Annotated in this window: 12 protein-coding genes; 7 read left to right on the top strand and 5 right to left on the bottom strand. The window is 54.6% G+C overall.

The features are described from left to right. Window positions 1–23: 23 nt before the first annotated feature. The 3 genes from V0U79_RS05735 to V0U79_RS05725 are packed head-to-tail and all read right to left on the bottom strand — an operon-like array spanning window position 24 to window position 3,901. Window positions 24–746 (bottom strand): SDR family NAD(P)-dependent oxidoreductase, encoded by a 723-nt coding sequence (locus V0U79_RS05735; RefSeq protein ID WP_330198520.1) that lies wholly within the window; start codon window positions 744–746, stop codon window positions 24–26. A 14-nt stretch (window positions 747–760) separates the two neighbouring features. Next, complete coding sequence (locus tag V0U79_RS05730) at window positions 761–1,717, bottom strand: phosphoglycerate dehydrogenase (protein WP_330198519.1); 957 nt, start codon at window positions 1,715–1,717, stop codon at window positions 761–763. A 36-nt stretch (window positions 1,718–1,753) separates the two neighbouring features. Further along, on the bottom strand, window positions 1,754–3,901 hold the full coding sequence (locus V0U79_RS05725) for an AGE family epimerase/isomerase (protein ID WP_330198795.1): 2,148 nt from the start codon (window positions 3,899–3,901) through the stop codon (window positions 1,754–1,756). 115 nt (window positions 3,902–4,016) lie between these two features. Here V0U79_RS05725 and galU point away from each other — a divergent pair, with 115 nt between their 5' ends. Genes galU through V0U79_RS05710 form a run of 3 tightly spaced genes read left to right on the top strand, consistent with a single transcriptional unit; the run spans window position 4,017 to window position 6,428 of the window. After that, a complete protein-coding gene (gene galU, locus V0U79_RS05720) occupies window positions 4,017–4,898 on the top strand; it encodes a UTP--glucose-1-phosphate uridylyltransferase GalU (protein WP_330198518.1) in 882 nt (293 codons plus the stop codon). Continuing rightward, a complete protein-coding gene (locus V0U79_RS05715) occupies window positions 4,898–5,689 on the top strand; it encodes an ABC transporter permease (RefSeq protein ID WP_330198517.1) in 792 nt (263 codons plus the stop codon). Before galU ends, V0U79_RS05715 begins: the two co-directional genes overlap by 1 nt. Beyond that, entirely contained in the window at window positions 5,646–6,428 is a 783-nt protein-coding gene (locus V0U79_RS05710; RefSeq protein WP_330198516.1) for an ABC transporter ATP-binding protein, read from the top strand. Before V0U79_RS05715 ends, V0U79_RS05710 begins: the two co-directional genes overlap by 44 nt. Before the next feature lie 476 nt (window positions 6,429–6,904). Here the strand turns inward: V0U79_RS05710 and V0U79_RS05705 are convergent. Continuing rightward, a protein-coding gene (locus tag V0U79_RS05705) for an IS3 family transposase (protein ID WP_330198794.1) occupies window positions 6,905–8,049 on the bottom strand; the annotation gives its coding sequence in 2 pieces (ribosomal slippage) (window positions 6,905–7,815 and window positions 7,815–8,049; 1,146 coding nt in all). Window positions 8,050–8,339: 290 nt separating this feature from the next. Here V0U79_RS05705 and V0U79_RS05700 point away from each other — a divergent pair. After that, complete coding sequence (locus V0U79_RS05700; RefSeq protein ID WP_330198515.1) at window positions 8,340–8,519, top strand: hypothetical protein; 180 nt, start codon at window positions 8,340–8,342, stop codon at window positions 8,517–8,519. Between the two features lie 243 nt (window positions 8,520–8,762). Continuing rightward, entirely contained in the window at window positions 8,763–9,239 is a 477-nt protein-coding gene (locus tag V0U79_RS05695) for a hypothetical protein (protein ID WP_330198514.1), read from the top strand. 39 nt (window positions 9,240–9,278) lie between these two features. On the opposite strand, the gene V0U79_RS05690 is transcribed toward V0U79_RS05695, so the two are convergent. Next, on the bottom strand, window positions 9,279–10,337 hold the full coding sequence (locus tag V0U79_RS05690) for an acyltransferase family protein (protein WP_330198513.1): 1,059 nt from the start codon (window positions 10,335–10,337) through the stop codon (window positions 9,279–9,281). Between the two features lie 611 nt (window positions 10,338–10,948). On the opposite strand from V0U79_RS05690, the gene V0U79_RS05685 reads away from it, so the two are divergent. Next, window positions 10,949–11,446: a siphovirus Gp157 family protein gene (locus tag V0U79_RS05685; RefSeq protein WP_330198512.1), complete on the top strand. Its 498-nt coding sequence runs from the start codon at window positions 10,949–10,951 to the stop codon at window positions 11,444–11,446. A gap of 2 nt (window positions 11,447–11,448) precedes the next feature. After that, entirely contained in the window at window positions 11,449–12,417 is a 969-nt protein-coding gene (locus V0U79_RS05680; protein ID WP_330198511.1) for a DUF968 domain-containing protein, read from the top strand. The last annotated feature ends 307 nt before the right edge of the window (window positions 12,418–12,724 follow it).

Raw genomic sequence — 12,724 nt, 5'->3', positions numbered from 1 at the left:
TGGTTTAAGAGCGACGTCCGCCGTCAGGTGCGGGTGAACCCGCCGTCGATCAATATATTCTGGCCGGTCACATAGGCGTTCTCGCGGCTGACCAGCCAGGCGATGAGATTGGCCACGTCCTGCGGCTTGCCAAGCCGGCGTGCGGGGACCTTCTGCACCAGTTCGGCGATACCGTCCTCGCCCAGGACGCGCCGTGTCAACTCGGTGTCGATGAATCCCGGCGCCACGCAGTTGGCCAAAATGCCATGCTCGGCGACTTCAGCCGAAAGCGCGGCGGTCATGCCGTCCACGCCGAACTTGCTGGTGGAGTAGCTCGCCCGGAACTCCTTGGAGATGTGGCCCCAGATAGAGGACAGGGTCACGATCCGCCCGAAGCCGCGCGCCTTCATGCCCGGAAGGACCGCCTGGCACAGGCGGAAGGGGGCGACGACATTGATCTGGTGAATCCAGTCGAAATCGGCCGGGTCAATCTCGGCGAAGGGGCCGATCTTGTTGACCCCGGCATTGTTGACCAGACCGTCATAGCCCGCCTCGGCGATCTTTTGGGCGAAGGCGTCGATGGCCACGCGGTCGGAGAAATCCACGCCGTGATAGCCACACCCCTCAGGCGCTTCGCCGTCAGGCCGGGTGCCGGTGACGTCCACACGGGCCCCGCCCGACGCCAGCCGCTCGGCGATGGCCTTGCCGATGCCGCGCGTGCCGCCGGTGACCAGGATTTTCAGGTCCGAAAGCGCGTCTTCCTTCATGGGATCACTCTTGCTCAACGATAGTAGAAATTGGATTCGACTGCCTCGACGGCGTTTTCAAGTCCAGCGATGGCCGCCCGACCCATATTCAGGACCGCTTCCTCCGACGAACCGCCGATATGGGTCGTCGCGGCGAAATTCGTCAGCTTGATGAGCGGATTATCGCCCGGCGGCTCGCCCTCGAACACGTCCATGGCGGCGGCCCCGATCCGGTTCTCGGTCAGCGCGTCGTACAGCGCCTGCTCATCGATCAGGCCGCCGCGAGCGGTGTTCACCACGACGGCGTCAGGCTTCATCATGGACAGGGCGCGCGCGTCGATCATGCGCGTGGTGTCCGCCGTCTTGGGCGTGTGCAGTGTGATCACGTCTGCTTCGGCGAAGATCTGATCCTTCTCGGCCAGCTCCGCGCCGGCCTCAGCCGCAGCCTGAGACACGTCCTTGATGTCATTGACCAGAATGCGGACCTGGAAGGGCGCGAGGATGCGCGCGACTTCCTTGCCCACATGGCCGAAGCCGATGATCCCGACGGTCTTGCCGGACAACTGACGGCCGCGGATCTGCACCCAGCCGCCGCTTTCGGCGAGTTCGCGGGATTCCCAGGTCTTGCGCAGGCCGCCCAGCATCAGCTCCAGGGCCAGCTCGGCGACGCCCAGCCGGTTCACGCCGCCGGTCCAGCCCAGCTTCACCCCGTGCTCGCGCATCGCGGCCATGTCGATATTGTCTAGGCCCACGCCGTACTTGCCGATGATCTTCAGGTCCGGCAGGCGCGAGAGGATCGAGGCGTCGATTTTTTCAAGTGCTATGACCGCGCGCTCCGCACCCTGAAGATGCTTGACCAGCTCATCGCCCGCAAGCGACTTGCCGGCCTCGTTCAGGCGTAAGTTGGGATATTTTGCACGCAGTTCAGAAACCAAAATAGGATGATTGGAGAATGATCGCGACGCGACAACAACCAGCGGGGGTCCACTCATCTTGAATTCCCTTGTCTCACTCCGAGAAAGCCCGGCCTAACGGGGTGGCGCAATCGGCGCAAGCGCCGTCATTAAATGATAGACCATACTAGCCGGGACAGCCGAAACATCAGGTTCAAGTTCTACATTCAACTTGTCGACCCAGCAATGATCGGGGCCGGGCCGTAAATAATACGCGATGATCTGCCCTAAAATTTCAGCCACGTCCGCGCCCGGCCGCGGCACATGGGTCAAAGCGCGCAGGCGTTCGAGCTGCGGCCATAGGCGGAAGCTGACAGGCTCAGCTCCCAAAGTGTCTACAGCTAGGCCACTCCGCAAGCCGTGAGTTTCTGCATAGTCTACCAAGCGGCGCTGCCAGCTCGCTGTATCGCGTCCGGTTAGTCGCTCAGCTTCATGCAAAAGAAAAGCCCATTCATAGCAATGGCCCGGCTCTATTCGAGAACCGGCTTTTCGTAACCAATCGGCGTCAAATTGCTCAGACATTGCTCCCGTCTCCGGATCGAACATCCAGCGTTCGAAGAGCGTGGTAATCTTTTCGATACGCCTCAACGAGGCCGTATCATACACGGCTTCATAATAAGCCAAGCTGGCTTCCAGCAAATGCATGTGTGGATTAGCCAATTTTTCACCTGGCGCGATCTCAGGGTCATACCAGCCATCGTACTGCGGATCCGCGAATAGCGTGTCGATAATCTCGAAGGCTTCTTCGGCCAGTGCGAATCCGCGGCGTTCGCCCAATGCAACCAGCTCGGATCCAGCCAGAGCTATAAAGGCATGATCATACAAATCGCGTGCGCCGTTTGCGATTGAGCCGTCGGCATTGAATGCATGAGCCCAGCCCCCTTTCGGCGAGCGGGCTTTGTCGGCGAGAAAGGCCAGCGCGGATTCAATGACATTGTCGGCCAAATTTCCCGGATTCCAACCGAGCCGCTTAGCCCGCGCAAAGCTGAAAAGTTGTCGCGGGGCTACACGTCCTCTACAATCGGCAAACAACATTGGTTGGCCGCCTAGATCTAAACCTTCGATCAGTACGCCGCTCGAAGGGTCGACAGCCAATCGCGCCCACGCTGGCATAATGTGGCTCCAGAGCCAGCCCCTTAACCAAGACCGGTGTTCCTCCGAAACAGAAGCATGACCTGCGATCGAAAGTTCATTAATTACGCCCTTAATGCCTTCTGCGTCGCTAAGCCGCGTGACCAAAACACTGTCCCTAGTTGCCACGACAGCGAGATCATTTAGACCATGCACTGCTACACGGGGCGATTCAGAGCGGACATAAGCATTCGTCGTATTCGTCGTGGCTACCGGACCGTACTTAACCACCTTATCACTTGAGCTAACCGCGCCAGCCTTCATTAAAGAACGAAAATCGCCGAGATCACTCCACCCCATGGAAACAGGCAATACGGATACATTACGGGCTCGCTCCATGACTGCATAGTCGATACTCTCCGACCGAACTTTGGAAAATGCGTCTCGATCTAGCTTTCCACCATTTAGAGCCGCCTGCGTGTCTTCGAAGATATCTGGCGCGTACTTCTTAAATGCCTCTACCATAGTGCCGGCTTTAAAAAGAAAAATGCCGGCGTTCCAGAAGAAGCGTCCTGTTTCGAGATAAGCCACGGCGGTTTCAAAATCAGGTTTTTCTACGAAACGCGAAACCGGACGCACGTCGCCGCCACCTTCGGCCTCAATGTAACCATAGCCAGTGGCCGGATGATCTGGCTCAATTCCAAACGTAACGATACGACCATCAGCTGCAAAAAGGGAACCTTTTTCGATGGCCGCCGTAAAAGCCGAAATGTCAGCAATGTGCTGATCCGATGGCAGCACCAACAGAAGTTCGTCGGCGTCGCTCAGTAGGCAGGCAGCTATGACGGGCGGAGCCGAGTTTCTTGCCACAGGCTCTAGCAATAAATCCGCATTTGGCAGGCTTTCACGCAAAAGACCGGCATGCCGAGTCGAGCCAATCGCGAGAGGCCTTCTGAAACGGGTTGCGTCGCCAACACGCGCGGCAGTTTCGGTCAACATAGATTGCGACCCAACCAGATTGAGAAACTGCTTTGGAAGTCGCGGGCTCGATAATGGCCAAAGCCGTGTTCCCCCGCCGCCGCATAATATAATTGGCCTTATCACGTTGACGCTCTCTTTGGTAATCAAAAACCTACTCCTAATGCCATGCATGGCAGGCGACAAGGTTAGTGCAGCGCCTAAAATCGACATAGGGATGCAATCAGTCTAGATTAGCTGGTAGAAAGCCCTTGAGGCACATGGGCGAGGCGAAGGAACAAAAGTTGCTATGGCCAGAATCAGGAAGGCCGTTCTGCCTGTCGCAGGTTTGGGAACCCGCGTTTTACCCGCAACAAAAGCCGTCCCAAAAGAAATGCTTCCGGTATTCGACCGTCCTGCGATTCAGTATGTTGTAAACGAGGCAATCGAGGCGGGAATCGAACATTTTGTGTTTGTGACCGGTCGAAACAAAAGCGCTATTGATGATTTTTTTGATCGGGCTTATGAGCTAGAATCATTGCTTTCTGAAAAAGGCAAGCAGGAACTCCTTCGGCAATTGGAAATCGAGCGACCAAAGCCTGGGTCAATGAGCTTTGTTCGTCAGCAAGCTCCACTTGGCCTGGGGCATGCAGTCTGGTGCGCGCGAGATGTCATCGGTAATGAACCGTTTGCTGTTCTGTTACCCGATGTCATTGTGAAAGCTTTCCCAAGCTGCATGGCGCAAATGGTGGCGACCTATGAAGAAAAGGGCGGCAATGTGATCGCCGTCGAGACGGTGCCGGAAACCGAGGTCAATAAGTATGGTATCGTCGCTCCTGAAAGCCAGTACAATAGAACCATAAAAATGAGGGGAATGGTCGAGAAACCGACCGTCGAGGAAGCGCCTTCCAACTTATCGATCACCGGCAGATATATTCTACAGCCGGAGATATTTAGCTTTCTTGGAAATCAGGCGCGCGGCGCAGGCGGGGAGATTCAGCTGACAGATGCCATGGCAGCACTCATGCGCGAGCAGGATTTTTTCGCGCTGGAATACGAAGGCGAAAGCTTTGATTGCGGCAGCAAGCAAGGCTATCTGCGCGCGTTTCTTCAATTTGCCCTCGACCATGGTGAGGAAGGTGAATCTTCTATCGAGACGATGCGCAGCGTAATCAAAGCCAATAAAATTTGATGGCGGGACGATTTAAAATCGCAATTCGTGACATTCGCCAAGGCTTGAGCAAATTTGAGCTTTGGACTTCACTGGCACAAGATGATCTTCGACAACGCTATCGGCGAACCATCTTCGGATTGGTTTGGCTAACGCTGTCCTATCTCATCTTTATCGTTGCAAAGATCTTTATCTTTGGCGCGATCAACCCTGCGCCCCTTCCATGGTTTGCAGCTTACGTCACAGTAGGTTTTCTGGTTTGGCAAATGGTCAGCGCATTTGTAGTGGATGGGTGCACGTCGCTGATCAATTCTGAAACTTGGGTAAAAGGCGTTAAGCTTCCCTATTCGACCTATTTTTTCGAGAGTGTTGCGCGCGATATAGTTATCTTTGCCTACAGCGCCGTCGTGGCGGTCGCTGTGCTTCTTTTTACAGGCCATTTTCCAGGTCTGGTAGCGCTCTCATCGCTCGCAGGGATACTGCTTATTATCCTCAACGGTGTCTTTTTACAGATGCTGCTTGGGGTAATCTGCCTTCGCTATCGCGATATCGCACAAATCGTACAAACCGGCATGCGCGTTTTATTTTTCCTCACGCCGCTGGTTTGGACCCCTGATCAAGTGGGGCCGCTCGCCGATTTTCTTATCTGGAATCCTTTCACCTATTACATTGATATCGTGCGCGCGCCTTTAGTTGACTTTGAATTACCGCTGATGAGCTGGCTGATATCAATTTGCCTTACGCTCTTGTTGGCGGTGTTGTCTGTGAGTGTATTTTCGGTTTTTAGAAATCGCATTCCTTATTGGTTTTAGTGAAATGCCATCGATAAAAGCCCAAAATGTATCGCTTCGATTTCGCGTTTACGATAATGCTGATGGCATGATCAGCCCTAAAGGCGCGGGTCAAATTTCAACCACGCAGGGCGCTAAGCGTTGGGTGAATGCACTTAAGGGCGTAAGTTTTGATTTATCGGACGGCAAGCGCCTCGGATTAATCGGTCGCAATGGCTCGGGAAAGTCCACGCTTTTAAAAGCTATAGCAGGTCTACTCCCGGTCACCTCAGGTCATATCGACGTTGACGGTGAGATATCAGCATTAATTGATATCGCTCATGGCATGCGGATCGAAGCGACGGGCGAGCGAAACATCATCCTACGCGGTATGATCGCCGGCCTTTCCAAAGCGGATGCTAAAGCTCGGGTATTGGAAATAGCTGCCTTCGCCGAGCTAGAAGATTATATTCGTATGCCCGTTCGAACATATTCTTCGGGCATGGCAATGCGATTAAACTTTGCTATTGCGACCGCTTTCGAGCCGGACATTCTTATCGTTGACGAGTGGCTGGGAGCGGGTGATCGCATATTTCAGCAGAAAGCTCAAAAGCGAATGCATTCACTTGTTGATCGGTCAGGAGCGTTGGTGCTCGCTAGCCACGACCTAGCTCTTATCGAGCATCAAACCGATGAAGCCTTATGGCTGGACGCAGGCCGGGTAGAAGCAGCGGGAGCTTCTGGAGATGTTGTTTCGCAATATATGAAGGCAACCCGTTAGCACGAAAATAAGCAATCTCGCTCTTCGGCTGACCGCTAAATGACGATCCGAGAAAACTATGGCAATTATCGGGATTGTTGCAAATCGTATACTTAGTGAGTCCGTCGTCTCCTTATCGCTTTGACTACCCTATGTGCGAATAACAATTATTTCTCGGTTTTGATTCATTAAACTCTATAGTGCCCTGTTCACTTCTTCTTTCAAAAAAATTTCCGAAGGTCGACCGACGCTTAGCAAAAGCGCGATCTAACCTGATAACCGAAAGCTATCAGGTTATTTCTGTTGCCTTCGACTCGGGCGGGGATAAGGTCAAGGAGGAAAGAACATTGGATTTACATCCGCGAGCAATTGCGACGTTAATGCTGGCGAGCTAGCTCGTGATTGCGGACGTTATTTCAGGCTATTTTAGCCGTTTTTATCCGCTCGCGATGACTTTGATTTTCTGGAATAGGCTGCCCCTATTTAGGGCCCATGGTTTAAGTTAGGGCCCGACGGGTTATGTGCGGTTTATTTGCCGTCATGGGTTGATCGTAAGGTGGCAGATAAGCCGCTGGCAAGATAGCTTTGGGCGCCGGCGGTTTATACCCAAGTGACGAGTGAGGCCTTATGGTGTTGTAGTGCTGGCGCCATGCCTCGATGAGCACCTTGGCCTCCTTGAGTGTGTAAAGCACCTCCCGGTTCAGGAACTGGTCGCGGAGCTTTGAGTTGAAGCTCTCGTAATAACCATTCTCCCATGGTGATCCGGGCTCGATGTAGAGCGTCTTCACATCCAGCCGTGTCAACCAGTCGCGCAGGGCTGTGGCGATGAACTCGGGACCATTGTCAGAGCGGATATGCTGAGGCGCCCCATGTTCAAGGAAGAGGTCGGCAAGGGTTTCCAGAACCCGTGTTGAGTTAAGCCTTCGCTCAACCCGTATGGCCAGACACTCCCGGCTATACTCATCGAGCACACATAGCATGCGATAGGCCTTGCCATCATGTGTGCGATCCTGAACTAAGTCATAGGACCAGACATGGCCCTTATACTGCGGGCGTAGACGCACACACGATCCATCATTGAGCCAGAGCCGGCCCCGCTTCGGTTGCTTGCTGGGCACTTTAAGCCCTTCACGTCGCCAGATGCGGTAGACCCGCTTTGTGTTCACCGACCAGCCGTCAGACCGCAGAAGCGCTGTGACCCGACGATAGCCAAAACGGCCATACTGCTCAGCCAAGTCGATCACAGCCTGCGTCAGGGCCGCTGCATCCTGACGGCCCTGCGGAGGTTTTCTCTGGGTGGAGCGATGCGGGCCGATCATGCGGCAGGCCCGGCGCACAGATACACGCAAGGCCTCCACCACGTGATCAACACACGCCCGGCGACGCGAAAGGCTTAGAAGTTTCCCTTGGCAGCCTCTGACAGGATCATCTTGTCCAAGGTCAGATCAGAGACCGCACGGCGAAGCCAGGCATTCTCCTTCTCCAAGGCCTTCAGACGTCTAGCCTGATCAACCTTCAAGCCCCCATACTCCCGCCGCCAAGGATAATAGGTCTGATCGGTAATACCGATCGCCTTCACCGCCGAGGCAATGCTCTCACCCCGGCTCTGGCGAACATCTACCTCCCGCAAATGCGCAATAATCTCTCCGGCCTAGTATACCTTCCGGTCCATGTCCCAACTCCTCATCACGAGCCAGACCCTAACTCTCAAAACGGACCACTTCTAAGGGAGCAGGCCAGGACCAGGCGGCAAACCGCGGATCAGAAGCCTGGGCCACATCTCCTGATTCAGTGCTATTCTTGAAGCGAAGTTTACGCTTGATCAAGATTCTCCTTGTCGTATCTTCATATATAGATTTGCAGATTTGCACATTACCTCTTCGTGGTAATGTATAATGTTGCAAAGTGCACCCATTAAGTCGGAGGTTTAAAATGAATGATGCTGAGTTGAAAATCGTCGAGCAGTTTGCGAGACTTGACGGAGAAGAGCCCGACGAAATGAATGCTCAAGATTTTCGTAAATATTTTGCCCGCCTACTGCTACAAAAGCGGATAGCTGAAACCTTGGCAAACGAGGCCTTTGAGAATTGGGTAGCGAAAAGGACGGGCTGACGAAGTGCCATAAGCATCCAGAGCACTGAACTATTGCGCATTTGCGGAAAGTAGAGGTTCGCCAGAGCCGGGGTGAGGGCGTTGCCACCACGCGCTAAGGCTTGATCAGGGCACATTCCGCATGGCAGGTGATGCACGCGTCTTCGTGTCGGCCTGTGAAGGCTGAAGCGCGACGTACATCGCCATCCATACCGGCAGGATTACCTGCCGCGAACGCCATCGCTTTTGCCCAGATTCGATAGAATGCCACACGCCCTCCTGCTTTCCTCCAAATTCCCGAAGAATGACAGCCGGTTGGAGCAGATGCGGTCCAGCCTGACCGAACAGGGCTATCAGGTGATTTCCCTGTCCTATGATTCCGGCGGCGAAGCGCACCGCGACGAGGAAACGCGGGATTTGCGGCCGCGGGCTGCAGGGCTGCTGATGCTGCTCAGCCAGTTGATCATCGCCGGCGTTATCGCTGGTTATTTCAGCCGCTTCTATCCGCTCGCCATGACCATGATCTTCTGGACCACGATTGCTGCGGCCATCGGTCTGACCAGCCCCTTCGGCCGATCCGTGCGCCAATCGGTGTTCTTGTGGGTTTCCGAATACATTCTGTGGCTGGAAACGGCCAAGCATCGCTTCCAGCTGGTTTGGGCGGCCGATAGCGAGATGGTCCCCATGGCGCAGCGCGTGGCGCAACGCTGCGGTGCCGAACTCAGAACCGGCGACAGATAGCGCTTGGAACGCCGTTACTTTCGGCTGGGACAGCGCCGCTCAGCCGGCCTTTGCGAAGAGCTTCCGGCCCAGGCGTTTGGAGAATTTCAGCACCGGCCGCTCGAAGACATTGTAGGCGATCGCAGAAAACCCCAGGGCCAGCCCCGTCATCAAGCCGATCATGAGCAGATTGTCTGCCGGCCCGGGCATCGCGAACCTCATCCACAGATGCGTCAGGGTGACGATGACAAGCACGTGGGACAGATAGAGGCTGTAGGACCAGTCGCCGATGACCTGCGACCAGGCGGGCAGGACGAGCCGCTCTTGCCGCTCGAGCCCGGCCAGACCCAGCACCAGCAGGACGCTGGCCGGGCCGAAGGCCAGCACGCGGCCCCAATAGGCCGGATACCCTTCGAAAGCCGGCTCTCCGATCCACAAGGCACCTGCTATCCAGGCGACCACGCCCAACATGGTGATGACGACGGGGAACCGCACCCAGCCCCTGTGGAAAGCCAGGGCAGCAAAAGCGCCCGCGATGAACTCGAATGTATGCGGATGAAAGGCGACCTGAACCCAGGGATTGGCGGCGGGCGCCACCCCTATAGTCAATCCAAGCCCAATAAGGGCGCCCCAGAACAGAAGCGCCAGCGGCAGCCATCGCTGTCCGAGCAGCAAGAGCGCGCCGAAAACAAGGTAGAAATAGAGCTCATGGACGAGCGTCCAGGCAACACCCAGCAATGGATGATTCTGCTGGGGCAAAAGCAGAAACGAGGAAATCAGGCTTGTTTGCGAAAGCCAATCATCCAGCGTTCCCCTGATGCTTAACGCAATCAGCGTCAGCAGCGTGAAAAGAATCGCCGGCGGATAGATGCGCCAGACGCGGTCAAACCAGAAATGGGCGATCCCGCCAAACGAATGATCGCGGTTCCGGGTCACATGGACCATGATGAAACCCGAAATGACGAAGAACAGATCGACACCCGCGACACCATGATAAAACCAGGGCGAGAGGAGCGGCTCCCCAGCGACGCGGACTTCATTGGCATGGATGTGGATCGCCACGACCATCAACGCTGCCAGGGCCCTTAGAGACTGAATATTCGCCAAGCGGTCTGTCAACAAACAACCCTCAATCAGCTAACCGCAGCGATGCTTTTTTTGACATCGACGACGATATTATATCTATCATCATGAAGCCCTTCACCTACAACAAAAGTATGTTCATTGGCTTTCTGATGGTAGGCTTTTAACGCTAGCGCATTGGTTACCTTTGATGCTCATTAACCCGAAACAACCTGTTGGGTTTAGTTCAGTTCCAACTATAAGCTCACATTTCGGCGGATCATCGATGTGACGTTTCATGAGGCCGCAAAAAGGTGATCCGCATTTATCCAGCTTTAATTGGAACCCCTAACCTGGCGCCGGGGCTTTGGCACGCTAGAAATTGCCCGGCTGGAATTTGAGGACGATGAACTCCAAAAAAATTTCAGCGCAGCCTGCATCTGGAATTCATTTTGCTTCGTTTGATTGCAGAACGCACGAAAGGCACCGCATTCTTATTGTGTGGCTGTCTCATTAGCCCAAAAAGTCCATCTTTGGTTTGGCGATCCTGTCTCCAGTTGGAGACAGTTGATCGATCCATCTTAATCCCGCTGAGACATAAAGACTGGATTTGTAGAGAAATCAGAGCGTGTGTGCGGATGAGCTAAACTAAAAGGAGGGCTCATCTAATGCACCATATGCAAATTGAAAAAGCGTCGTATTTGGTTTGGCGTGAACGCTTGCTCGCCGCGCACGATGATATCGACGATGTTACGCTTGAGGACACGCTCTCTGGCATAAGCGACTTGCCAGAAATGATAGCAGAGACATTGCGCTCAGCGCTTGAGGATGAAGCGATCGCAGAGTCCATCAAGACACGCTTGGAAACGTTGCGCGTTCGCGCCAGCCGATTTCAAAACCGTGCTCAGAGCAAAAGAGCGGCGTGTTTGAAGATCATGCGTGAATGCGAAATTTCCAGCCTGCGGCAGCCTGATTTAACCGCATCTGTGCGCAACAGCCCACCTGGTGTCGACATCGTCGATGAAGCGGCTCTGCCTGAACGGTTTTTGATCGCCCAGCCTGCAAAAATAGATCGGCGTGCCATTCTTACCGCCCTTAAATCCGATGAAGCCATTCCCGGCGCGAAACTGCGGGATGCTACTTTCTGCCTTAGCGTGAGGGTTTAAAGATGACCGAACATAAGACCCAAACGCTTGCTCGGAAACTTGTGCGGGGCAGAAAAGGATTGAGCCTTGACGGCCCCGCAGCGGCCAGGGGCATCATACAAGAGGCGAACCGGTTATTTGGTCCATTCAATTGGTCGCGTGATATTATCGAAATGCGAAACGCGGCGACACGAGAACGCGACGGCGTGATTACCACCGCCTATGTAGCACGGGTTAAGGTCAGCATCGTCTCGGAGTCTGGGCCGATCCATCGCGAGGCGCATGGATGTGGCGAGGGTAAAGGAACAACGCCGTTTGAAGCCCATGATCGGGGGCTAAAAGCTGCCGAGCTTGATGCAACAGCTCGCGCGTTTGCGACCATGGGCAAGGCGCTTGGGCTTATTGTACCGCCGACGTCCAAGACCAAGCCGGAAAGCAAGGCGAGCGAATGCTTGTCGACGTCGCAAAACAGGCCCGAGAATGCCGCGAAGTGTTTATCGCGAGGCCCGCGCAATGAACCATCGGATGGCCGTTTTGATCCAACGCAATTCTCTGTCGCGAATGGTCAACGGGTATCCGTTCAACAGAAAACTTCTCGCACCGACCGCCCCAGCAAAAGCAAAAACAAATCGGATGAAAACGAAGACGCTACGAACCCAAGTGGTGTTTCCGCAAGGGCGATGGAAGCACCCGCGACCCGGCTAAAACCGCTAAGACGGCGCGAGCCAGATCATCTTCGGCTTGTGCGATCACACCCGTGTTTGGTTTGCGCTCGTCAACCAACGGATGCTCACCACATCCGCTTTGCACAACCTAAAGCGCTCGGCCGTAAAGTTTCGGACGAATTCACGGTTCCTCTTTGTCGGATGTGCCATGATAAACTTCATCGCGATCCCGATGAAGCGGAATGGTGGGCAGCACACAAGATCGATGCGTTATCGATAGCGCGCGAGCTTTGGGAGGAGCATCAATCTATGGGAAGCCAAGTTTAACGAATGCAATCCCACAATTAGGCGGCTTTTGCCGAGCGAATTGAGCCCAATTTGGTCCGCCAAGGATCGAAAATGCTGCCTGTTTGCCGACTGGCTCCGCTCCATATTTGGGGAACAGATCATCACGCCAAACAAAGCGGGGCAGCGCCCCCTCCAAGCGCTTGTCGTTGCCGTAAAAGCCACCCTTTCCCCTTCTTCGAATGGAGGCCATGCTGAAAAGGGTTCAAAACAACTTTAAACGACGTTGAGAAACTGGCCTTTCTTATTCCTGGCGACTGTTTTTGAGTGCGGGCGTTCAAGGTCATGT

It is taken from the genome of Hyphobacterium lacteum (assembly GCF_036330345.1).
GTDB classification, from domain to species: Bacteria; Pseudomonadota; Alphaproteobacteria; order Caulobacterales; family Maricaulaceae; genus Hyphobacterium; species Hyphobacterium lacteum.
This window is presented reverse-complemented; position numbering and strand designations above follow the sequence as displayed.

Bases quoted from the DNA above. Each gene is read 5' to 3' on its own strand.
- V0U79_RS05735 (WP_330198520.1), bottom strand. From the start codon at position 746: ATGAAGGAAGACGCGCTTTCGGACCTGAAAATCCTGGTCACCGGCGGC.
- V0U79_RS05730 (WP_330198519.1), bottom strand. From the start codon at position 1,717: ATGAGTGGACCCCCGCTGGTTGTTGTCGCGTCGCGATCATTCTCCAAT.
- V0U79_RS05725 (WP_330198795.1), bottom strand. From the start codon at position 3,901: ATGCATGGCATTAGGAGTAGGTTTTTGATTACCAAAGAGAGCGTCAAC.
- galU (WP_330198518.1), top strand. From the start codon at position 4,017: ATGGCCAGAATCAGGAAGGCCGTTCTGCCTGTCGCAGGTTTGGGAACC.
- V0U79_RS05715 (WP_330198517.1), top strand. From the start codon at position 4,898: ATGGCGGGACGATTTAAAATCGCAATTCGTGACATTCGCCAAGGCTTG.
- V0U79_RS05700 (WP_330198515.1), top strand. From the start codon at position 8,340: ATGAATGATGCTGAGTTGAAAATCGTCGAGCAGTTTGCGAGACTTGAC.
- V0U79_RS05695 (WP_330198514.1), top strand. From the start codon at position 8,763: ATGCCACACGCCCTCCTGCTTTCCTCCAAATTCCCGAAGAATGACAGC.
- V0U79_RS05685 (WP_330198512.1), top strand. From the start codon at position 10,949: ATGCACCATATGCAAATTGAAAAAGCGTCGTATTTGGTTTGGCGTGAA.
- V0U79_RS05680 (WP_330198511.1), top strand. From the start codon at position 11,449: ATGACCGAACATAAGACCCAAACGCTTGCTCGGAAACTTGTGCGGGGC.